This window comes from Dyella sp. 333MFSha (assembly GCF_900102405.1).
In the GTDB taxonomy this organism is placed as follows: Bacteria; Pseudomonadota; Gammaproteobacteria; order Xanthomonadales; family Rhodanobacteraceae; genus Luteibacter; species Luteibacter mycovicinus.
This window is the reverse complement of record NZ_FNBR01000001.1, coordinates 754,527-776,581: the sequence shown is the minus strand read 5'-3', so window position 1 is coordinate 776,581 and position 22,055 is coordinate 754,527. Positions and strand designations below refer to the sequence as shown.

The window sequence follows — 22,055 nt, the reverse complement described above, 5'->3', positions numbered from 1 at the left end:
GCACGTCCATAACCCACAGGCGACCGGCTTCCCGCTGCGGACGCCGCGAAGCAGCTGTCCCTACCTGCCAAACATCCGTGCCTTATCCGCCTCATCCAGCGCACGCCACTCACCGGAAGGCAGCCCGTCCAACGACAACCCACCCAGCGTCGTACGCTCGAGCGTCACCACGTGATTGCCCACCGCCGCGAACATCCGCCGCACCTGGTGATAACGGCCTTCCGTCAGCGTCAGACGCACATGACGCGGCCCCAGCACCTCCAGCGTCGCCGGAAGCAGCGGTTCGGTTTCGCCGTCCAGCATCAACGTGCCGGCGGCGAACGTATCACCCTCGTCGCCACGCAGATCCTCGGCCAGCGTCGCTTCGTACACCTTGGCCAGCGAGGCCTTCGGGGAAATGATCCGGTGCAGCAGCGGACCGTCATCGGTGAACAGCAGCAGGCCCGACGTCTCCCGATCGAGGCGGCCGACCGTCGACAGTACCGGATTGCGCAACGCGAAGCGGGGTGGCAGCAGGTCGTAGACCAGGCGGCCGACGTCCTTGCGCGAGCAGGTGTAGCCGCTGGGTTTGTTGAGCATCAACAGCAGGCCCTGCGGCGGGTCCAGCGGTTCGCCGTCGAAGCGCACGTCGACGTGTTCAACCTTGTCGTCGGCGTAGAGCACCTCACCCGCGGGATCGGTGACCAGACCTTCGCGGAACATGGATGCGACTTGCTTGCGGCTGCCATAGCCTAGATTCGCCAACAGGCGGACGAGCTTCATCGACGGGGCTCCTGTGCTTCGATGACCTTGAAGCCGTCGCGTTCGACGACCGTGCGGACGCGGGCGAATGCCGCGTCGAGTGCCGCCTCGTAAGCGAGGTGGCGATTGGCGACCATCCAGAACCGGCCGGTCGGCGCCAGCGCGCTGGCGGCGGTGGCGATGAAGGCGCGGCCGAGTTCCGGCTGGTCCGCGCGTCCCTGATGGAACGGCGGGTTGGAAAGAATGGTGTCGTACCCGGTATCGATGCCTTGGGTCACATCGGCCCACCGCACCGACGTCGCTATGCGGCGATTCGCGTGGGCGACAGCGTCGGCCAGATTGGCCGTGGCGGGCGCGATGGCCCGGCCTTCCGCTTCGTAAAGATCGGCGGCGACGATGCCCGGGCAACGCGCGATCGCCGCGCAGGCGAGATAGCCGAAGCCCGCGCCAAGGTCGGCAAGGCGACCGTGCAGGTCATCCGGCAGCACCTCGGCGAGCAGCGCGGACGCCGTGTCGATCCGATCCCAGGCGAAAAGCCCGCGGCGGCTCATGAAGCGACCGTCTTCGATCGTCTGTGGCGCATCGAAGGCGAGCCATTGCTCCATCAACGCGACGTCGGGCCCGGCACCCGCCTGCGTCCAGAACACCCGGCATTTGTGCTTCGACAGCTGACCGACACCACCGGCCAACGCGGCGAGATCGGCCTCGGCCGTTCTGGCGCCTTCGCTGTTCGGCACACTGGCCACGACGATGCCGTCGCGTCCTACGCGACACATGGCCTGAGCGAACAGGGCCCGGCTCTCTTCGCGCTGACGGGTCGGCAGGATCATCACGACGCGGAACGCGCCCTCCGGCGGGTCGGAGACGACCTCGAAGCCGGAGCGCGCCAGCGCATCGGCCGCAGGCTTGAACGATTGCTGCATCACCCAGCCGGGACGGCGCCGCTCGCGGAGGACGAAGCCGTCGCGCGCACGCAGGAACAGGACGCGCCCATCGGCCGGCCACGCCAGTTCACCCGTGATGAACGGGACGAACAGGGCGTCGAGTGCGGCTTCGGGTGCGGTTCCGGCGGACAACGCCATGGACCTCGGTGCGACGGGATGGCCGCCGATTCTAGCGCGAGCGGGCCCCGCTCAGCTGCTGCACGAGAGCATCGAGCAGCCCACGCGGTCGCGTGCCCAGTCCGGACGGCGGCCGGCGAGGTGGTCGCGACCGGGCTGTTCGTCGTAGGGGCGACGCAGTGTGTCGAGCAATTCGTGGACACCGGCGTAGTCGCCCTGCTCCGCCCGGTCGATGGCCTGCTGGGCGAGATAATTGCGCAGCACGTAGCGCGGATTGCTTGCGTGCATCAACGCCAGGCGCTCACCCGGCGCGCCTTCGTCGTTCTTCACCCGCGCCGCATAGCGCGTCAGCCAGGTTGCCAGCGCGTCGCTGACCGCCGCGCGGCCCGCCTCGGTATAGAACGCGGCACCGACCGTGCCGACGGCGGGCTCGTCGAGGTCGAGCGCCGCCAGGTCGCGGAAGAAGATCGTCATGTCCATTTCGCCCGCGGTCAGCAGGCCACGCAGGTCGGCGACCAGCGCGTCGTCACCCTCGTGGGTACCGATGAGGCCGAGCTTGGCGGCCGAGAACGCGGCGTCGGTGGCCTCGAAGACCTCCACGTAGCGGTCCAGCCCGCCCTGAAGGGCCTCGGTCCCATCGAACAGGGGCGCCAGGGCCTGGGCCAGACGCTGCAGGTTCCAGTACGCGACCCGCGGCTGGTGGCCGAAGCGGTAGCGGCGGTTGGCACGGTCGGTGGTGTTCGGTGTCCAGTCGGGGTCGAAGTTGTCCACCCAGCCGTAAGGACCGTAGTCGATCGTCAGGCCCAGAATCGACAGGTTGTCGGTGTTCATCACGCCATGGACGAAGCCCACGCGCATCCAGTGAGCCATGAGCTTCGCCGTGCGCTCGCAGACCTCGCCGAAGAAGGCGCCGTAGCGCCCTGCGTCGGGCAGCCCGGCGAACGCGGGGAAATGGGTGCGGATGGTGAAGTCGACCAGCTGGCGCAGGAGCGCCACGTCGTTGCGCGAGGTCGGCAGCTCGTACGAGCCAAAACGCAGGAAGGATGGAGCCACCCGGCAGACGATGGCGCCCGGCTCGAGCGCGGGATGGCCGTCGTACATGACGTCCCGGAGCACCTCGTCACCGGTCACCACCAGCGACAGCGCCCGGGTGGTCGGCACGCCCAGGTGGTGCATGGCCTCGCTGCAGAGGAACTCACGGATGGACGAGCGAAGCACGGCACGACCATCCGCGCCACGCGAATACGGTGTACGACCCGCGCCCTTCAGCTGCAGCTCCTGGCGGCCGTCGTGGGCCGTCAGGACCTCGCCCAGCCCGATCGCGCGTCCATCGCCCAGCTGGCCCGCCCAGTGACCGAACTGATGGCCGCCATAGGCCATCGCATAGCCCTGCATGCCCGGGAGTAGCGCGTTGCCGCCGAACACCCCGGCGACGTCCGCGGCGTCCGGATCGATACCCAGCATCGCGGCCACCTCGTCCGACACGGCGACCACGCGCGGGGCCGCCACCGGTGTGGGCGCCACCCATGAATAGGCGGCGCCCTCCACCTGCCGGGGAGCGTTCAGCGACGAGGGGTCGGCCGGCAACTCACGGACGAAGGCGTTGTCGAAGCGGAGGTCTGTCATCGGCGGTGAGGGGTCATGCGTTTGGGGATCTCTGAAATATCCGGCCGGACCGGTGCGAAACAAGGCGCCCATCGGTGTTCCGCCATCGGTCGCCACAATAACTTGCCGACTCGTGCAAACTAGCGCCCCCGACCACCCCGCCCTGGATGTCATGCGTCCGATCCGCACCCTGGCCAGCCTGCTCAGCGTCACCCTGGCCACCGCCGCGGGTGCCGAGCCCGTGGCCGTGCCGCGAAGTGACAAGACACTCGTCGAGATCGTCAACGCGACCATGGGCACCCTGCCGAACGCCGTCGACGCCCTGTCGCGCAAATTGCCCGGCGGCCTGCACGCCACCGCCGATGCGCCGCCGCAGATCGTCCGCAGCCAGCCCTTCGTGACCCGCGACGGTTACCGCGTCAGCGCCTTCGAGGCACGTGGTTTCAACGAGGGCGGCGACGTGCCGATGGTCCGCTTCACGTCGATTCAGCTCGAGCAGCGTCCCTGCTTCGCCCATGCCGAGGTGGCCGGAAGTTTCCATGCCACGGCATCGGAAACGAACCTGCCGACGGCGCCATCCATGCTTCCCAACCGGTACACCGTGCTGCAGATGCCCTGGGGACGGCTGTCCTTCGGGACATCGCAGGAAAGCGGCGGCTGCGTCATCGCCATCGTCGGCGACGCGACGGGCGGCGCCATGGGTACGCGCATGCCGCTGCCGCTGCCGCAGCCGACGAGCATGCCCGGCATGCCCGACCTGCGGCGCACGTGGCCGATGCCGGCCGACGCCTATCCCGCCGATACGGCGGTGCCGGTCGAAGGCAGCAACTGAGCCACGCGTTCGATGCGATCTTCGGGCACGCCCGGGGAAAACAGATAACCCTGCAGCTCGTCGCACCCCGCCTCGCAGAGGAAGGCCCGCTGCTGTTCGGTTTCCACGCCCTCGGCAACCACGGATAACCCGAGCGCCGCGCCGAGGTTGGACACCGCACGCACGATGGCGGCCGAGTCTTCCGCGGTCGGCGCCATCTGCACGAACGAACGGTCGATCTTGACCTTGTCGACGTCGAGGTCCTTCAGCAGCGTCAGGCTGGAATAGCCGGTGCCGAAGTCGTCAAGCGAGACACGCACGCCGACGTGGCGCAATTGCTTGAGAAGGCGCACTGCCATGCCATCCGCATTGACGATGGCCGTCTCCGTGATTTCCAGCTCGAGACGGCTCGGTGGCAGACCGGTCCTCTTCAGCACACCCAGCACCATGTCGGCAAAACCGTCGTCGCGCAACTGCACGGCGCTGACGTTTACCGCGACGAAGAGGTCGTCCACCCCCACTACGCGCGCGCACGCCGTGCGCAGCACCCACTCGCCCAGCCGGTCGATCAACCCGGTTTCCTCGGCTACGGGAATGAACTGCACCGGCGGTATCACACCCAGACGCGGATGCCGCCAGCGCGCCAGTGCTTCCAGACCGATGATCTTGCCGTCGATCGCACGCACGATCGGCTGGTAGTGGCAGCTGAGGCCTTCGCCCGTGACCAGCGCGTCGTCGAGCAACCGCTCCACGTCGCGGCGATGGGCCAGTGCCGCATCGAGCTCGTCGTTGTAAAGCACATACCGGTTGCGCCGCTTCTTCGCTTCGTACAGCGCACTGTCCGCCTTGCGCGCCAGTTCGCCGCCGGCGACGGCGCTCGCGTCGGCGGTGATGACACCCACCGAGGTACCGACGAACGCCGTGGTCGACAGCACGCCAAAGGGCCTGGCCGCCAGTTTGACGAAACTTGCGGCCATCGTCTCCGCATCGAAGTCGTCCCGCTCCTCCACGAGCACGGCAAACTCATCGCCGCCGATGCGTGCGACCGTATCCGCCGCATCGACCACCTCACGCAGACGCTTGCCGAACTGGATCAGCAGCTCGTCGCCGGCGAGGTGGCCCCAGGTGTCGTTGACCTTCTTGAACCCGTCGAGGTCGAGGTAGAACAACACCGAACGCGCGCCACCCGAAGCCGCTTTCGCGATGGCGGATTCGATGCGGCTGAACAGCGCCGTGCGATTGGACAAACCGGTCAGCGCGTCGTGGCAGGCCAGCCAGCGCACATAGGCTTCGGATTCACGCAGATCGCTGATGTCGGTCACCGAGGCGAGGACATGCGGCTCACCGTCCAGATCGATGCAGGTCTTGCGGGTGATCAGCGTGCGCACTCTCCCGTGCGGGTCGGTCACCGATTCTTCCGACTCGACCACCTCGTGGCTGCGCAGTACCGACTCGTCCCCCGCGGCCATGCGCGCCGCCTGCTCCGGCGGAAACAGTTCATCGTCGGTCCGGCCGATGACATCATCGACGCTCAGACCGAAATAGGTGCAACCCATGCGGTTGACCAGTACCCAGCGATGTTCGGCATCGCGCACGAACATCGCCGTGGGCATCAATTCAAGCACGGTCGACCAGCCCGCCAGATCGTATTGCACCGATTCCCCTCCCGATGAGCACGTGGACGAAAAATGAGACGCCGTCCGTGATGCCGGTGTGTCGGGAACCTCAGGACGCCTTCAGGGGCGCTTCGTCAGCGGCCGCAGCGATTCGAACTTGCGCTGGTACTCGTCCGTGACCTGTTTGGCCTCGTCACCGTTGGTGATGACGCGCGGCGTGATCAGCACGATCAGCTCGGTACGGGCGCGGCTGCGGGTCGTTGAGCCGAACAATCGGCCGAAAACGGGTATTCGGTTGAGTCCGGGGATGCCGGTATCGGTGGTCGCATCGTTCTGCTTGATGAGGCCACCGAGCAAGACCGTCTGGCCGCTCTGCACGGCGACCTGGGTGGCGACCTCGCGTTGCTGGATGGGGAAGTTGCCCGTCGTGGTGTCGACCACGCCTGGCGAACTCACGACCTGGTTCACGTTGAGGTAGACCAGGCCACCGGGATTGACGCGCGGTCGCACATTGAGGATCACGCCGGTGTCCTTGTACTCGACCTGGCCGATCGTGTTATCCGTATTGGCCGTGGTGTTGACGTAGGTCTGCGTGATCGGAATCTGGTCGCCGACCTCGATGTGCGCCTTCTGGTTGTTCAGCACCACCAGCGACGGCGCGGACAGAACCTTGGTATTGCCGTTCTGCTCCATCGCATGCAGCGCGACGGAAACGTTGTTGTTGACGAATGAGTAGAAGAAGCTGTCATTGGTCGAGTTGTATGACGTTCCGCCGTTGCCCAGTGCCCACTGCTGCTTGTTGCCAGGCTGCGTGGGCGACCCGTTGGTGGTACCGACCAGACCCTCCAGATACCACTGCACGCCGAACTGGAACTCGCCCTTGAGTTCGACCTCGAGAATGCGGGTTTCGATCTGCACCTGCAGCGGCACGGCGTCGAGACGCTTGATCGCCTGCTCGATCTCGGCCCATTGCGCGGGACGGCAGCGCACCATGATCTGGTTGTTGGCGTCGACCGAGGTGATGCGCACGCCGTCGTCGGTGGTGGTCGCGGAATGGCTCTTTCCCGCCCCGCCGTCCGGCGATGACGAGCCGGAGTCGCCGAGGCCGCTCACGGACATCCCGCTGCCACTGCTACCGCCAGGGCCGTTCGTACCCGATGTACCCGGGCCGATACCGCTCGTGCCCGTCGACGATGAGCCGCCGTTACCGAACGAACCCGTCGTGCTGCCGAGAGCCGAGCCACCGCGATTGCCCAGATCGCTGTCGCCGCCGCCGAGCGTGCCCGGGGAAAGGCCCGGCCCGACCCTGCCACCGCGGTCGCCGGAGCCGCCGCCCTTCGAGCCGCCGCCGTAGATGTCCGAAAGATAGTCCGCCATGTCGGCGGCCTGCACGTTGCGCACGTCGTACACGTAGAGCTGCGGTTCGTTGCCGCCGCCATGATCGATGCGATCGATCCAGCTGCGCACTTCGTCGAGGTATGCGGGCTGCGGACTGATCACCACCAGCGAGTTGGTGCGCTCGATAGGGATGAAGCGAAGCAGGCCCGCCATGGGCGTGTTGCCTTTCTCGCCGAAGATCGCATCGAGCTGCGGCTGCAGCTCCTTCACCTGCGCACGCTGCAGACTGAACACGCCCACCGACATGCCACGCAGCCAGTCGACGTCGAACGTCGCCACGGTGCGCTGATAGTTGTCGAGCTCGGTGGGCGTGCCCGCCATCACGATGACGTTGCGGGTGGGATCGGCCAGCAGCGTGGCATCGGGCCGTGCGAACGGTTTGATCAGCTTCTGCATCTCCGTCGCGGAGATGAAGTGCAGCGGGAACAGACGCGCCTGCAATCCGCCGGGCGGTGCGTTGGCGCCGATGCTCGGCACGAGATTCCCGGCGACGGCATCCTTCGCCGGCATCACGACGTAACGGCCGTTACTGTGCACCAGCGCGTTACCGGTCCACGACAGCAGCGTCTCGAGGATCGGCAGCGCCTGTTCGGCGGTAACCGGCTGGGAGGTCGAGAAGGACACGTTGCCCTGCACGCCCGGGGTGATCGAATAGTTCTCGTGCAGCAGGTCCCCGAGGATGGCTTTCACCACGGACTCGACCGGCTGATTCTCGAAATTGAAGGTGACCGTGCCGACGCCCTCGTCGACCGGCTTCGGTCTCGCAAGTCCTGACGATTTGACGAATTCGCCGGTGCCGGTGGTGATCTGGGGCTGCGAGATCGCCGGTGTCGTCGGGTTGGTCGAGGCAAGGATGCGTGGACCCGGCACCGGGAGCTCGGTGCCTGCCAGAGCTTCGCGTTGCAGCGCGCCGTCGTCGCGGGGCTGGGGCAGCGTGGAGCAGCCAGCGATAAGCACGGTGGCGACGATCGAGACAAGCAGATAGGTACGCATGCCTGAAGTCTCGCAGCATCGGATGACAGCGGAAAGCGGATTCGCCCCCCCCGGGTCCGGCACGCTCCTCAGGGATGCAACGGCACCGTCACCGTCGGCTCCCCGTTCCCCGTCCGTGTCACGCCCGCCGGCTCCGTCGTCGTAGCCGCCTTCCCGCGATAGGGCTGCAGTGACTCGAACTTCCGCTGGTACTCGTCCGTCACCTGCTTGGCCTCGTCGCCGTTGGTGATCACGCGTGGCGTAATGAGGACGATCAGCTCCGTGCGGTTACGGCTGCGGGTGGTCGAACCAAACAGCCGGCCAAACACCGGGATGCGGTTCAGCCCCGGAATACCGGTGTCGGTCAGACCTTCGTCCTGCTTGATCAGACCGCCCAGCAACACGGTCTGCCCGCTCTGCACCGCGACCTGCGTGGCCACTTCACGCTGCTGAATCGGGAAATTGCCGGTCGCGGCGTCCTTCTGACCCGGCGAGCTCACGACCTGATTGATGTTGAGATAGACGAGGCCACCGGGATTCACACGCGGCCGCACATTCAGGATCACGCCGGTGTCCTTGTACTCCACCTGGCCGATCGTGTTATCGGTGTTCGCCGTGGTGTTGACGTAGGTCTGCGTGATGGGGATCTGGTCGCCGACCTGGATGTGCGCCTTCTGGTTGTTCAGCACCACCAGCGACGGCGCCGACAAAGTCTTCGTGTTTCCGCTCGTTTCCATAGCTTTCAAAGCCACGGAAAGATTGTTGTTGACGAAGGAGTAGAAGAAGCTCTCGCCGCCATACGTGTTGCCGCCGTTACCGAGCGCCCACTGCTGCTTGTTGCCAGGCTGGCCGACGGATCCGTTGGTGCCTCCGACAAGACCCTCGAGATACCACTGCACACCGAACTGATAGTTGCCGGTCAGCGCCACTTCGAGAATGCGGGTTTCGATCTGCACCTGCAGCGGCACGGCGTCGAGGCGCTTGATCGCCTGCTCGATCTCGGTCCACTGCGACGGACGCGCGCGCACCATCAGCTGGTTGTTCGAATCCACCGAGGTGATCCGCACGCCGTCGTCCGTGGTGATCGGTCCGTTGCGCTGGCGGCGCGACGATTCGTCATCGCCAAGGCCGTTGCCGCTGGATCCCATCGAACCGCCGCCACCAAAGCTGGAACCGCTGCCCGAGCCGTACGAGTTGCCACCCAGCGCGCTCGAGCCATTGTTGAGACCCGAACCGGACGACGAGGTGTTGCCGAAGGTACCCGTCGTACTGCCGAGACCCGAACCATTACGGTTACCGGAATCGCTGTCGCCCCCTAGCGTGCCCGACGAAAGTCCCGGGCCCACCTTGCCGCCGCGATCGCTGGACCCGCCGCCGCCGGAACCACCGCCGTAGATGTCGGAAAGGTAATCGGCCAGATCGGACGCCTGCACGTTGCGTACGTCATAGACGTAGAGCTGCGGCTCGTTGCCACCACCGCGATCGATGCGATCGATCCAGCTGCGTACTTCGTCGAGATACGCCGGCTGCGGGCTGATCACCACCAGCGAATTGGTCCGCTCGATGGGGATGAAACGCAGCAGACCGGCCATGGGCGTATTGCCCTTGTCGCCGAACAGCTTGTCCAGCATAGGCGTGAGGTCCTTGACCTCCGCGCGCTGGAGACTGAAGACGCCCACCGACATGCCGCGCAGCCAGTCGACATCGAAGGTCGACACGGTGCGCTGGTAGTTATCCAGTTCCGTCGGCGTACCGGCCATGACGATGACGTTGCGCGTCGGATCGGCGAGCAAGGTGGCATCGGCTCGCGCGAACGGCTTGATGAGCTTCTGCATCTCGGTCGCCGATATGAAGTGCAGCGGAAACAGGCGCGCCTGCAGACCACCGGCCGGCGCACTCGCGCCAAGGCTGGGAACGAGGTTGCCCGCGACGGCATCTTTGGCCGGCATCACGACGTAACGGCCGTTGCTGTGAACCAGCGCGTTGTTGGTCCACGACAGCAGCGTTTCGAGGATCGGCAGGGCCTGCTCGGCCGTGACCGGCTGCGAGGTCGAGAAGGACACATTGCCCTGCACGCCCGGCGTAATCGAGTAGTTCTCGTGCAGCAGATCGCCCAGGATGGCTTTCACCACGGACTCGACCGGCTGGTTCTCGAAATTGAAGGTCACCGTGCCGGCACCTTCGGCGACCGGCTTCGGCCTGGCCAGACCCACCGGCTTGACGAATTCGCCCGTGCCTGTGCTGATCTGCGGCTGGGCGACCGCTGGCGTGGCCGGATTGGTCGACGGAGCGATGCGGGGCCGCGGCGCGGGCAATTCGGTGCCGGCCAGCGCCTCGCGCTGCAACGATCCATCGTCACGCGGCTGCGGCAGCGACTGGCATCCGGCAAGTGCGACCGCCAGCGCCGTGGCGCCGATCAGGGGCTTTCTCAGCATGGAACAACGTACTCCCTCGTTGGACGCGGCGCGCAGCACCGACCCCTGGTGCTGCACTTATTCCGCCAACTCTAAAGGGAGCATCCTACAAAGCGCCAGCGTTCCCCTACAGACCCGTGACGCCGGTCCGCTCAAAAGCCTCGCTCGGGGCGCGGAAACCCCCATGGCGCGGGGGCTTCCGCCTTGAACGCGTCGTTCAGCCTTCGGCCCACTCCGCGTGAAAACTCCCTTTCTCGTCCACACGCTCGAAGGTGTGAGCACCGAAGAAGTCACGCTGAGCCTGAATGAGGTTCGCCGGAAGCGTTTCGGCCCTGTAACTGTCGTAGTAGGCCACCGCGGCCGAGAAGCCCGGGACCGGCACGCCGACACGCACCGCTTCGCCGACGACCTCGCGCAGTGCGACCTGATACTGCTGCGCGATGTCCTTGAAGTACGGATCGAGCAGGAGGTTCTTCAGTGCCTTGTCGGTCTTGTACGCGTCGGTGATCTTCTGCAGGAAGCGCGCACGGATGATGCAACCGGCGCGGAAAATCTTCGCGATGGCGCCGTAGTCGAGGTTCCATTCGTTCTCGTCCGACGCGGCGCGCAGCTGGGCGAAGCCCTGCGCATACGAAATAATCTTGCTCAGGTACAGTGCACGGCGCACGGATTCGATAAACGCCTTGCGATCCCCACTGAATTTTTCCGCCTCCGGGCCCGCCAGCTGCTTGCTCGCCGCGACACGCTCCTCCTTCATCGAGGAAAGCACGCGTGCGAATACCGACTCGGTGATCAGCGTCAGCGGCACGCCGAGATCCAGCGCACTCTGACTGGTCCACTTGCCGGTGCCCTTCTGCGCGGCGCGGTCCAGAATCACGTCGACCAGCCGCTTGTCGGTCTTGTCGTCTTTCCGGGTGAAGATCTTCGAGGTGATCTCGATCAGGAAGCTGTCGAGCTCGCCCTCGTTCCATTCCCGGTAGACATCGGCCAGTTCGTCGTTGGACAAGCCGAGCACATGCTTGAGTACCGCGTAGCTCTCGGCGATCAGCTGCATGTCGCCGTATTCGATGCCGTTGTGCACCATCTTGACGTAGTGCCCGGCACCGCCCGGGCCGATGTAGATCACGCAGGGTTCGCCGTCCGGCGCCTTGGCGGCGATCTCGGTGAGAATCAGGGACACCAGGTCATAGGCCTCACGCGGGCCGCCCGGCATGATCGACGGGCCTTTCAGTGCGCCCTCCTCACCGCCGGAGACGCCGGTGCCGATGAAGTGCAGACCGTCCTTTGCCAGCTCTTCGCCGCGGCGCACCGTGTCCTTGTAGAAGGTGTTGCCGCCGTCGATGAGAATGTCGCCCTTGTCCAGCAAGGGTCGCAGCTGCTCGATCACCGCATCGGTGCCCTTGCCAGCCTGCACCATCAGCAGGATGCGTCGAGGCTTCTCGAGCGAATCGACGAATTCTTCGAGACTGTACGTCGGCACGAGCTGCTTACCCTTGCTCTCGGCCATGACGTCGTCCGTCTTTTCTTTGGATCGATTGAAGATGGACACCGCGTGGCCGCGGCTCTCAATGTTCCAGGCGAGGTTGCGGCCCATGACGGCCATACCGATCACGCCGATCTTCTGTTTGCTCACGTCGGAATACTCCAGGCTCGGGTTCACAGGAAAACTGGGGGCGCACCGTAAGCCATCAAAGCGCCCGATCCTCGCGGGTTCTTGCACGATCCGATGGTGGCGTCCGCCCCGGCACCCTTGGGAGATTGGCCCCCTCGCGTACCACGGAACGTGACGACCCTCGGCTATGATGGGCGGCGAACCGGCGGCGGGCCCGACCGGATGGACTCGACACGCATGAACCAGGTGAAGTCGCCTTCCCGCGACAAACGCGTCGCCACCGCCGCCGAGGCGCTGGCCGGCCTCGTGGCCGATGGACAGATCATCGCCGTGGGTGGCTTCGGCCTCTGCGGTATTCCCGAACTGCTGATCGAGGCGCTGCGCGATTCCGGCGTCAAAGGGCTGACCGCCGTTTCCAACAACGCCGGCATCGACGGCGTGGGTCTGGGCTTGCTGCTGGAGACCCGGCAGATCCGCAAGATGGTCTCGTCCTACGTGGGCGAGAACAAGGAATTCGAGCGTCAGTATCTGGCCGGCGAGCTGGAAGTCGACTTCACCCCGCAGGGTACGCTGGCCGAGAAGCTTCGCGCCGGCGGCGCCGGCATCCCCGCGTTCTTCACCCGCACCGGCTACGGCACCCAGGTGGCCGAGGGCAAGGAGACCCGCGAGTTCGACGGCAACATGTACGTGATGGAGCGCTCGATCGTCGCCGACGTCGCCCTGGTCAAGGCGTGGAAAGCGGACCCGTCGGGCAACCTCGTCTATCGCAAGACCGCGCGCAACTTCAATCCGATGGCCGCCACGGCCGGCAAGGTCTGCATCGCCGAGGTCGAGATCATGGTCGAGGTCGGCGAACTCGACCCGGACCAGATCCACACGCCGGGCATCTACGTCGATCGCATCGTGCACAACCCCGCGCCGTCCAAGCGCATCGAACAGCGCACCGTGCGCGCCTGAGGAGAACACCATGGCCTGGACCCGCGAACAGATGGCGCAGCGCGCCGCCCTGGAACTCTCTGACGGCGACTACGTCAACCTTGGTATCGGCTTGCCGACACTGGTCGCCAACCACCTGCCGGATGGCGTGGACGTCTGGCTGCAATCGGAAAACGGCCTGCTCGGCATCGGTCCGTTTCCGACCGAAGACGAAGTCGACGCCGACCTGATCAACGCCGGCAAGCAGACCGTCACCGCCCGGCCGGGCGCGTCGTACTTCTCCAGCGCCGACTCCTTCGCGATGATTCGCGGCGGCCACGTCGACATCTCCATCCTCGGCGCGATGCAGGTCACTGCCGAGGGCGATATCGCCAACTGGATGGTGCCCGGCAAGATGGTCAAGGGCATGGGCGGCGCGATGGACCTGGTCGCCGGCGTCAAGCGCGTCGTCGTCGTGATGGAGCACACCGCGAAGGACGGCACCCCGAAGATCCTCACCGAGTGCTCGCTGCCGCTGACCGGCAAGGGCGTGGTCGACCGGATCATCACCGACCTGGCCGTGTTCGACGTCACCCCGGACGGGCTCGCGTTGATCGAACTGGCTCCGGGTGTGGACGAGGCGAAGATCCGGGCGACGACGGAGTGCGATTTCGTGTCGCGGGTGGGATAAAAAGAGCTTCGCGCGCAGGGCGCGCTCCTACAAGTAGGAGCGCGCCCTGCGCGCGATTCAGCCCCATGCAGGAGCGCGCCCTGCGCGCGATTGCCACGTTCCGGCCGCACAAAGAAAGTCGCCCCGGAGCAAACGCCTCGATATGGGCCTCGGGGGGGGAGGTAGGCCAGATATCGGTGATTAGCGTCGCTACGGGGCGAGGGACCTACCGACCCAGGGGGAGGGGTTGGTGGTAGGCCGAGACGAAGCATAGATTTCCTAGGAAATTCTCGCCAATATATCTTTCAGCGATCACTTATATGAAATTCGACTATGTTCGATCTGCGGCAACTGCGCTACTTCGTTGAAGTGGCGGAAACCCTGAGCTTCACCCAGGCGGCGCAGCGACTGCATATCTCGCAGCCCCCGCTGTCCCAGCAGATCCAGGCCCTCGAGGCGGATCTGGGCGTGCGCCTGCTCGATCGCAACCGTCGCCGCGTGGCGCTGACCGAACCGGGTCGTCTCTTTCTCGTCGAGGCCAAGGCCATCCTCGCTCGCGCCGAGAGCGCGCGCACCGTGGTCAGCGAGGCGGCGGCGGGGTTCACCGGTCAGCTCCGGCTGGCCTACGCGGTCTCCGTATCGTTTCATCCCGCGCTTCCGGAAACCTTGCTGCGGTTCTCACATGAAGCGCCCGGCGTCAGCCTGCACCTCGGCGAGATGCTCACCGGTGCCCAGTACGACGCGATCCTCAGCGGCCAGATCGACGTCGGCCTGCTGCGCGCCCATCCCGAAGGCGTGGCGAACGCGCGCCAGCTGAATGTGGAAGTGATCGACCACGAGCCGTTGGTCATCGCCCTGCCCCTCGACCATCGTTTCGCCCGACGGAAGTCGGTGCGCATGGAGGAACTGGCGTCCGAGCGCTGGGTCGCGCCGCCACGTGCGCACGCGGCCACCCTCATCGACCGCCTGAACCTGTTGGCCAACAAGGCGCGCTTCCGACCGAACGTTCGCCAGGAAGCGCAGCAGATCCCTTCCCTGCTGCCTCTGGTCGCTGCCGGTCTGGGGCTTGCACTGGTCCCGGCGTCGCTGCGCGCGGTCCACCTGGACGGTATCGCCTTCGTTCCCGTCGACGACCCGGAGGCCCACCTCTTGCTGGCGGTGGCCTCACGCGTGGACAATACGTCCCCGGTGCTCGACAGTTTCCTGCGCACCGTCCGCCAGGCCCGCAGTAAGCTCGGCCTCGGCTGAAACCCGAATCTTTCCGAGCGCTTGCGTTAAGCAGGCCGGATGGCTACAATTCCGTTTTTCCTTGTCCTTAAAGTTTCAGGAGCTGGCCGTGAAGGTGCTTTCCTCTTTGAAGTCCGCGAAGTCGCGTCACCGTGACTGCAAAGTCGTACGCCGTCGCGGCAAAGTGTTCGTGATCTGCAAGAGCAACCCCCGTTTCAAGGCTCGTCAGCGCTGATCAGCTGCAGACGGGTTGAAAAAAGGCCGCGAAAGCGGCCTTTTTTTATGGACGTTTGCCAGGTTTGAACCGGCATCGTCGCACGCCTCCTACCCCCGCGCCTCCGTCAGATACGGCGAATCCGGAATATCCCCGGTATCTCCCATGAACACGCAATTGCGTCCCGCCCGTTTGCCCCGGTAAAGCGCCGCGTCCGCCACAACCAGCAACCGGTGCAACTCATACCCGCATTGCAGCGTCGACCCCACACCGAAACTGGCGGTCACCAAGAGTTCCGGCCGTGAAGGCGTAGCGGCGGTAGCCGCGATCGACAGCCGCAGTTGTTCCGCGCGCGCACGTGCCTGTGCCGGACTGCAGTCGGGCAACAACACGGCGAACTCCTCGCCACCCAGACGCCCGAACACATCGCAGGCATGCAGCGAGCGGCGGCACACGTCCACCGCTCGCTTAAGCACTTCGTCGCCCACCGCGTGGCCGTAAGTGTCATTGACGTTCTTGAAGTGATCCAGGTCGAAGAGGATCAGGCACAGGCCACGATCGGATCGCGCACCGTACGCGAGCACCCGCTCCGCCTGTTCGACGAAGTGCTCACGATTACAGATCCCCGTAAGGCCGTCGCGGCGCGCCAGCTTCATGAAGCGCAGCTGCGAGCGGCGCAGCCAGAGCACCAGCCAGACGATCGCCAACAGGGCTAGACCGAGGATTAAGATGTACAAGCGTCCGGTCTCGACTTCCTTGCGGTCGAGCACCCCACTGAGGCGCAGGATTTCGTTCTGCTTGTTGAGCGCGTCGACTTCCGTCTTGCGCGCCAGCAACTGCTGATCGACGATCTGGAACGCGAGGCTGCGCGCGCTGATGTCATCCAGGTACGCCTTGTCCGCCGCCATGTACTGCTCATGAAACGTCAACGCCTGCTGCGCGTGTCCCAGGCGTTGCTCGACCTGATAAAGCACCAGGTATCCCGTTCGACGAGGATCGGTGAACTCGTCACGGATCGCCCCGGCCACGGCTGAAAGCCCGAAGCGCCGTGCGTTCGACAAGTCACCCAGCGCGAGGTACGCCTGCGCAAGATGCGAGTCGAACTCGCCGAGCAGCTGCGAATAATTGAGGGTGCGCAGATTGTCCCGGTGCTCGGTGAGAAGCTTCACCGCCTCTTCGGGCTGACCATGGGAAAGATAAAACGCCGCGATGTCCGCGCGCATGCTGTCGGCAAAGACATCGTCGCCCCTGGCCTCGCACTGCTCGATCGCATCGAGGAACATCGGGTCGATAGTGTCGAGCCGGTTGGCTTCACGCCGCGCGCGCAGCAGGTGCTGCGCACCTTTGCATACCGTTTCGCCGGGCGGCGGCTCGGCCATCATGTCCTTGGCGTACGCTTCGGCCTGCTCGAACTGCCCTGCCGAGCTAAGCAACTGCGAAGCCTCACCCATCGCCTGGAAGCGTGCCTTCCGGTCACGGACCGACGGCATCAGTTCCTGGAGTTCGTTGAGCCGTTTGAAGGCGTCCTCATAACGGTGACCGACACCCAGCAGATTGACGAGGGTCGACAACGCGCGAAGGCGGAGCACGGAATTCACCGACTGATCGGCGACCTTCTCCAGTTCCACCTTGGCGTTTTCGTAGTCGCCCACCCACGTGGCGCGCCATCCGCGCAGGAAGTGAAACATGGCGCGCTGCTCGTCATCGAGCTTCGACTCGAAGGGCTCGACCTCGTCGAGCAACCGGGAATACCGGCCGAAATCCCGGATCTTGACCGCATCGGCCTCGTTGAGCTTGTCGCTGATCCCGGAAAGTTGGGCCGTGGTCGCGTCCTGCGCATCGTCGGCGGCACGCAACGTGCCACTGGCCATAAAAACGGCCAGCAGCACGGCGACCCAGCGACGGGTGTTCCATCTCATTGAATCAGGCCCCGGGTCCGCCCAGCGGGATCTTCGAAGGACGCGGCTTACCATCACCCTCGTCTTCATCGCCGTCTTCGTCTTCGCCTTCTTCTTCCTCGTGATCCGGCTGGATGGGCATCAGGCTCGAAAAGTAGATGCCTTGCCCCATCACCGCGCGCAGCGCATCGGCGTCACGCGCACCCAGGGGTTCACGAACGTCGTCACCGAGATCTTCTTCATTCATGGCGAGCGCCAGCGTTTCCGCCGTCGCGTGCCTCAACGACGCGTCTCCCCCGACGCGCGCCAACCAGCCGACAACACTGCCCATGTGCGATTCCCTTGGGCGCAGAGGCCTTACCCCTGGCCGATGTCCGGCGATCCTCCCCTCGAGGCGCCTGGACCGGATGATATCCCTATGACAGCACGGGTTGTAGTAGGCCGCGTGGCCGGGTCACGCGGGGTGTGACGCAGGCGGCGCTGGCACGGGAACGGCAGCCTCGTCCGCGGCGAGCGCCTGCAGACGCGCCCGCATCCCGGGTGCGGGATCGAGCGCACGTCCCGGGGGAATCGCCAGGGTCTCCGAGGTGCTGATAGCACTTTCGGCCAGGCGCGAAAGCGGCAGGCGCCGGATCGAGGGAGATTCGATCGGCAGCGTCGGCGCCTTGTACAAAATCACCTCATGGTCCGCGGAAAAGTGTTCCGACAGCACGTCGACCAGCACCCGGCGATAGCCGGGCCCGGTGTCGCGCCGGGCAAGCGACAGGTCGCCGACATGTCCCACCTGCCACAGGAACAACCAGGCCGATGGATCGATCATCCGCCGGTACAACAGGAACTGCGTCGCTTCGAAGTGCTGGCAGCCGTACGTACCGGGATCGATACCCAGATCGGCATACAGACAGTCCTCCGCGGAAATTCCTGGCTCCATGCGTGCGTCGAAGCCCTCGCCACGTGCGCGCTCGATCGACCGGTGCGGGGCCAGGGCGAAGACGCCCGGGTGACCGTAGAACACCCCGCACACACGCCTGCCTTGTCGTACCTCGGCGAGGATGACCTCGACCATGTCGGCATAGGTGTCGCGACGGGATCGCCCCTCGGCGTAATACGGCTGCAGGCTGCGCACGTCCGCATGCATCTCGCGCAGCCACATCTCCACGAGAGGATCGGACACGCCCGCGAAGACGACATCGGCGCGATCGATCTCACTGCGTGCCAGCGGCGTGAGGTGCGAGCCAAGCGTCATGCCCACACCGACGCAGACAAGACTGCCGCGCGGCTCTTCCGTTCCTGTCATGGCGCGCTCCCCCCGGTATGCGTCCAGACGGCCGTTATAGCAGGGCCGCCGCCTTCTGCATTGCGATCCACACGCCGATCAGGAACGGGATCCCGACCGCCAGCCACGCGAGTACACCCAGGATGCCGAACGAACCGCGCGCCGCGGACGCGACGCTGGCGTCGGTGATCTGCGCTTCGTGCTGCAACGCCCGCTCGTGCCGCAGTTCGTCCTCGGTCATGTGCAGCTTCGGATCCACCGGGCGAACGAGAAGATTGCAGATGAGGCCGATCAGAAGCAGCCCGGCCAGGATGTAGAGCGTGCGGTCATAGACCAGGTTCTTCGCCACGCCCGCGCTCAGCTGCGCCTCACGGACCCCGGCGATCAGCACGGGACCGATGACCCCGGCGACCGACCAGGCGGTGAGCAGACGTCCGTGGATGGCGCCGACCATCTGCGTACCGAAGATATCCGCCAGATAGGCGGGCACGGTGGCGAAGCCGCCGCCGTACATCGAGAGGATCAGACAGACGGTAATGACGAACAGCGCGGCCAGCCCCATGTGTCCCAGCGCCGGTAGCGTGCAGTAAAGGATGATGCCGAGAATGAAGAACACGCAGTAGGTGTTCTTGCGGCCGAGAAAATCCGACGCCGAGGCCCAGGCCAGGCGACCGACGGAGTTGAAGAGGCTGATCAGACCGACGAGACCGGCGGCCGCGGCGGCGATCGCCGCCTTCTGCGCCGTACTCAGTTCGGTGCCGGGGTCGACCCCGAGCAGCCGACCGCCGAACACGTCCTGCAGCATGGGGCTGGCCATGGAGAGCACGCCGATACCCGCCGTCACGTTCATGCACAGCACGCCCCAGATCAGCCAGAACTGCGGCGTCTTCCACGCGCGGCTGAGATGGACGTGGCCATGCGAGATCAGGGTGGCCTTCGAGGCGACCGGCTGGTAGCCCTCAGGCTTCCAGCCACTCGGTGTGACGCGAAATCCGAACGCACCCAGGGTCATGGCTACGAAGTAGATGACGCCCATGCAGATCAGCGTCTTCGAGACGCCGGCGATGTCGCCATCCTTGAACACGCTCATCAGCTTGACGGCGATCGGCGCACCGATCATCGCGCCGCCGCCGTAGCCCATGATGGCGAAACCGGTGGCCAGACCACGACGATCCGGAAACCATTTGATCAAGGTGGACACGGGGGTGATGTACCCCAGCCCCTGCCCTACGCCGCCCAGAAACCCGCAACCGAGATAGACCAGCCACAGCTGGTGCATCGATACGCCGATGCCGCCGATGACCAGACCGCCACCCCAGCAGCACGCGGCGATGAAACCCGCCTTACGTGGCCCGGCGTGCTCCAGCCAGCCGCCCCAGATCGCGGCGGCGAGGCCCAGCATGGCGATGAACGTTTCGAAGATGTGGTTGACCGAGGGCACCGTCCAGTTACAGGTCGTGGTGGTCAGCTGATCGAGGAAGCCCTGGGTCGCGCACGCGCCCGCGTCGGCACCCGGCACCAGCGTGGTCATCGGCAGCCAGAAGACGGAGAAGCCGTAGGCCATGCCGATGCACAGATGGATGGCGAGCGCCGCGGGCGGAACCAGCCAGCGATTGAACCTCGGTCCCGCGATCGTGCGCTCACGCGCAAGCAAGCCACCGGTTGCCATATGTGTCCCCTGCCGTTGAAGTGGTACTGCCCCGGGTCGCATCTTAAGCGGGTTTCGGGTTGCCGCCACCCTACGTTGGTCTTAGGGCCGTCACAAAACGCATGGCGATCTCGTCTGACATGTGAAGCCGATCCGTTCGGCCTCCATCACTCACTTCAAGGATTTCGCCATGACCCAGCGTCTCGATTACCAGCAGCAGTCCCCGGAACTGACCAGAAAGCTGACCGAACTCAGCATGGCCGAGGGCAAGGGCTCGATCGAAGAATCCCTCCGCCTCCTCGTCCATATCCGCGCTTCGCAGATCAACGGCTGCGCCTTCTGCGTGGACATGCACGTGAAGCAGGCCGTCATTCACGGCGAGCACGACCTGCGCCTGCACCACGTCGCCATCTGGCGCGAGTCCAACCTCTTCACGCCTCGCGAACGGGCCAGCCTGGCCTGGACCGAAGCGCTGACCCGGATTCCCGCGCAGGGCGTGCCGGACGACCTCTACGAGCGTGTGCTCGGCCAGCTTTCCGAGAAGGAAGTTTCCGACCTGACCTTCGTGATCGCGGCGATCAACGCGTGGAACCGCCTCAACGTGGCCTTCCGCACCGTGCCGGGCACGATGGACAAGGCCTGGGGACTCGACAAGGCCGGCCTGTCCGATGCGGCGGCCGTAGCCGCCTGACGCATCCGGCGCGACTCGGCGTGCGACACTCCGGGCGATGTCACAAACGCCCGGGGTGCGCCGTCTTATGGGTATGAACCAGGCCACGACTACGTTCTCGACACTGCGCCCTCGCCTCCATGGCATCGCCTATCGCATGCTGGGCTCCGTGGCCGAGGCCGAAGACCTCGTGCAGGATATCTGGCTGAGCTGGAATGCCGCCGACCAGGCCGCGATCGGTAACAGCGAAGCGTGGCTGGTGGCGGCAACGACCCGCCGCGCCATCGACCGCCTGCGCGCCGCACGGGTGCGCCGCGAGGAATACGTCGGCATATGGCTTCCCGAGCCGATTCTTACGGACGAGGGCACCTCGCCGGAGGATCTCCACGAGCTGGACAGCGACGTCTCAGTCGCCTTTCTGCTGGTGCTCGAACGCTTGTCTCCCGACGCGCGCGCCGCGTTCCTGCTGCGCGAGGTCTTCGACGAAGATTACCCGGAGATCGCGCGCGCGATCGGAAAGAGCGAGGCCAGCTGTCGGCAACTCGTGCACCGGGCGAAGGATCAGTTGCGTGACGCACGCCCGCGCGCCGGGGTGCCCCGCGACGACCACCTCGACCTGATGCGCCGCTTCGCCGGTGCGCTCACGGCGGGCAACTTCCCCGCCATTCGTTCGATGCTTGCGCCGGATGCGGATCTCACCGGCGATGGCGGCGGCAAGGTCAACAGTTTCCCGAAGCCCATGGTGGGCGCGCAGCGGATCGCGCAGGTGTTTTATGCCGCCCACCTTCGTTATGGCGATCGGGTGACGGTGAGGCTTACGCGCATTAACGGCGAGTGGGCGTTGCTGCGTTACATCGAAGGGAAGCTCGAATCGGCGCAGACTTACGTCACCGACGGACGGATGATCCAGAGTATTCATGTGCAGAGGAACCCGGACAAGCTGGAGCGGATTGTGAGAGGTCAGCAGGGGTTTAGCTGAGGTGGGGGGCTTTATTTGACGGGCTCGGCTTCGCCATCGCGGTTGGCTTGCCGCGGCGTGTGATGTCGCGTTGAAGAGCCGGCGGGTGCCACCCTCGCGTCCACGCCTGCGGCGACCCCTCAATGAAAGGCCGCTACCGCGGCCGTGTATCAATGGCCTTCGGCCGGGTCGGGCTCCGACTGGGGGTTTTCGAGTCGGCTGTCCCTGCCTCCCCGAAAACGGCCGGTCATCCCTGACCGGCCCCCTCACGGGCCTCTTCCAGTCGGCGCCCTCGCCTGCGGCTACCGGACGCGAGGGTGGCACCCGCCGGCTCTTTGGGGGACTGAGG

General features: G+C 65.5%; 18 protein-coding genes. 7 read left to right on the top strand and 11 right to left on the bottom strand.

Annotated elements, in window-relative coordinates:
• Window positions 1–60: 60 nt before the first annotated feature.
• Genes BLT40_RS03550 through BLT40_RS03540 form a run of 3 tightly spaced genes read right to left on the bottom strand, consistent with a single transcriptional unit; the run spans window position 61 to window position 3,428 of the window.
• Complete coding sequence (locus BLT40_RS03550; RefSeq protein ID WP_090351417.1) at window positions 61–762, bottom strand: pseudouridine synthase; 702 nt, start codon at window positions 760–762, stop codon at window positions 61–63.
• Window positions 759–1,823 (bottom strand): class I SAM-dependent methyltransferase, encoded by a 1,065-nt coding sequence (locus tag BLT40_RS03545; RefSeq protein WP_090351415.1) that lies wholly within the window; start codon window positions 1,821–1,823, stop codon window positions 759–761. The genes BLT40_RS03550 and BLT40_RS03545 overlap by 4 nt, the downstream gene beginning before the upstream one ends.
• Window positions 1,824–1,874: 51 nt before the next feature.
• Window positions 1,875–3,428 carry a protein adenylyltransferase SelO gene (locus tag BLT40_RS03540; protein ID WP_090351412.1) on the bottom strand — a complete coding sequence of 518 codons (1,554 nt, stop codon included), beginning with the start codon at window positions 3,426–3,428 and terminating at the stop codon, window positions 1,875–1,877.
• A gap of 151 nt (window positions 3,429–3,579) precedes the next feature.
• On the opposite strand from BLT40_RS03540, the gene BLT40_RS03535 reads away from it, so the two are divergent.
• Entirely contained in the window at window positions 3,580–4,239 is a 660-nt protein-coding gene (locus BLT40_RS03535; RefSeq protein WP_090351410.1) for a hypothetical protein, read from the top strand.
• Here BLT40_RS03535 and BLT40_RS03530 read toward each other — a convergent pair.
• The 4 genes from BLT40_RS03530 to gndA all read right to left on the bottom strand — a co-directional run bounded on the left by BLT40_RS03530 (window position 4,197) and on the right by gndA (window position 12,251).
• Window positions 4,197–5,873: a putative bifunctional diguanylate cyclase/phosphodiesterase gene (locus BLT40_RS03530; RefSeq protein ID WP_090351408.1), complete on the bottom strand. Its 1,677-nt coding sequence runs from the start codon at window positions 5,871–5,873 to the stop codon at window positions 4,197–4,199. The two genes, BLT40_RS03535 and BLT40_RS03530, sit on opposite strands and share 43 nt — an antisense overlap.
• An 81-nt stretch (window positions 5,874–5,954) precedes the next feature.
• Entirely contained in the window at window positions 5,955–8,225 is a 2,271-nt protein-coding gene (gene gspD / locus BLT40_RS03525; RefSeq protein ID WP_090351406.1) for a type II secretion system secretin GspD, read from the bottom strand.
• A gap of 68 nt (window positions 8,226–8,293) precedes the next feature.
• Window positions 8,294–10,639, bottom strand: a complete 2,346-nt coding sequence (gene gspD, locus BLT40_RS03520; RefSeq protein WP_090351403.1) for a type II secretion system secretin GspD — start codon at window positions 10,637–10,639, stop codon at window positions 8,294–8,296.
• Between the two features lie 196 nt (window positions 10,640–10,835).
• Window positions 10,836–12,251, bottom strand: a complete 1,416-nt coding sequence (gndA, locus tag BLT40_RS03515; protein ID WP_090351401.1) for an NADP-dependent phosphogluconate dehydrogenase — start codon at window positions 12,249–12,251, stop codon at window positions 10,836–10,838.
• Window positions 12,252–12,467: 216 nt separating this feature from the next.
• On the opposite strand from gndA, the gene BLT40_RS03510 reads away from it, so the two are divergent.
• From BLT40_RS03510 to ykgO, 4 genes are all read left to right on the top strand, one after another.
• Window positions 12,468–13,187 carry a CoA transferase subunit A gene (locus BLT40_RS03510; RefSeq protein ID WP_036112547.1) on the top strand — a complete coding sequence of 240 codons (720 nt, stop codon included), beginning with the start codon at window positions 12,468–12,470 and terminating at the stop codon, window positions 13,185–13,187.
• A 10-nt stretch (window positions 13,188–13,197) separates the two neighbouring features.
• Complete coding sequence (locus tag BLT40_RS03505; protein ID WP_036112544.1) at window positions 13,198–13,836, top strand: CoA transferase subunit B; 639 nt, start codon at window positions 13,198–13,200, stop codon at window positions 13,834–13,836.
• 312 nt (window positions 13,837–14,148) lie between these two features.
• Window positions 14,149–15,063: a LysR substrate-binding domain-containing protein gene (locus BLT40_RS03500; protein WP_079523073.1), complete on the top strand. Its 915-nt coding sequence runs from the start codon at window positions 14,149–14,151 to the stop codon at window positions 15,061–15,063.
• An 88-nt stretch (window positions 15,064–15,151) separates the two neighbouring features.
• Window positions 15,152–15,277: a type B 50S ribosomal protein L36 gene (ykgO, locus tag BLT40_RS03495; RefSeq protein WP_029213509.1), complete on the top strand. Its 126-nt coding sequence runs from the start codon at window positions 15,152–15,154 to the stop codon at window positions 15,275–15,277.
• A gap of 89 nt (window positions 15,278–15,366) precedes the next feature.
• On the opposite strand, the gene BLT40_RS03490 is transcribed toward ykgO, so the two are convergent.
• From BLT40_RS03490 to BLT40_RS03475, 4 genes are all read right to left on the bottom strand, one after another.
• The gene (locus BLT40_RS03490; protein WP_176809085.1) at window positions 15,367–17,175 is read right to left on the bottom strand and encodes a tetratricopeptide repeat-containing diguanylate cyclase; all 1,809 of its coding nucleotides are present in this window, start codon (window positions 17,173–17,175) and stop codon (window positions 15,367–15,369) included.
• Between the two features lie 4 nt (window positions 17,176–17,179).
• Window positions 17,180–17,485, bottom strand: coding sequence for a hypothetical protein (locus BLT40_RS03485; protein ID WP_036112537.1), 306 nt, complete (start codon window positions 17,483–17,485; stop codon window positions 17,180–17,182).
• A 123-nt stretch (window positions 17,486–17,608) separates the two neighbouring features.
• Window positions 17,609–18,451 carry an SAM-dependent methyltransferase gene (locus BLT40_RS03480; protein ID WP_090351396.1) on the bottom strand — a complete coding sequence of 281 codons (843 nt, stop codon included), beginning with the start codon at window positions 18,449–18,451 and terminating at the stop codon, window positions 17,609–17,611.
• A gap of 34 nt (window positions 18,452–18,485) precedes the next feature.
• Window positions 18,486–20,099: an OFA family MFS transporter gene (locus tag BLT40_RS03475; protein ID WP_218124511.1), complete on the bottom strand. Its 1,614-nt coding sequence runs from the start codon at window positions 20,097–20,099 to the stop codon at window positions 18,486–18,488.
• 169 nt (window positions 20,100–20,268) lie between these two features.
• On the opposite strand from BLT40_RS03475, the gene BLT40_RS03470 reads away from it, so the two are divergent.
• Complete coding sequence (locus BLT40_RS03470) at window positions 20,269–20,769, top strand: carboxymuconolactone decarboxylase family protein (protein WP_036112530.1); 501 nt, start codon at window positions 20,269–20,271, stop codon at window positions 20,767–20,769.
• A gap of 67 nt (window positions 20,770–20,836) precedes the next feature.
• Complete coding sequence (locus tag BLT40_RS03465) at window positions 20,837–21,727, top strand: RNA polymerase sigma-70 factor (RefSeq protein WP_343123889.1); 891 nt, start codon at window positions 20,837–20,839, stop codon at window positions 21,725–21,727.
• Window positions 21,728–22,055: the final 328 nt, after the last annotated feature.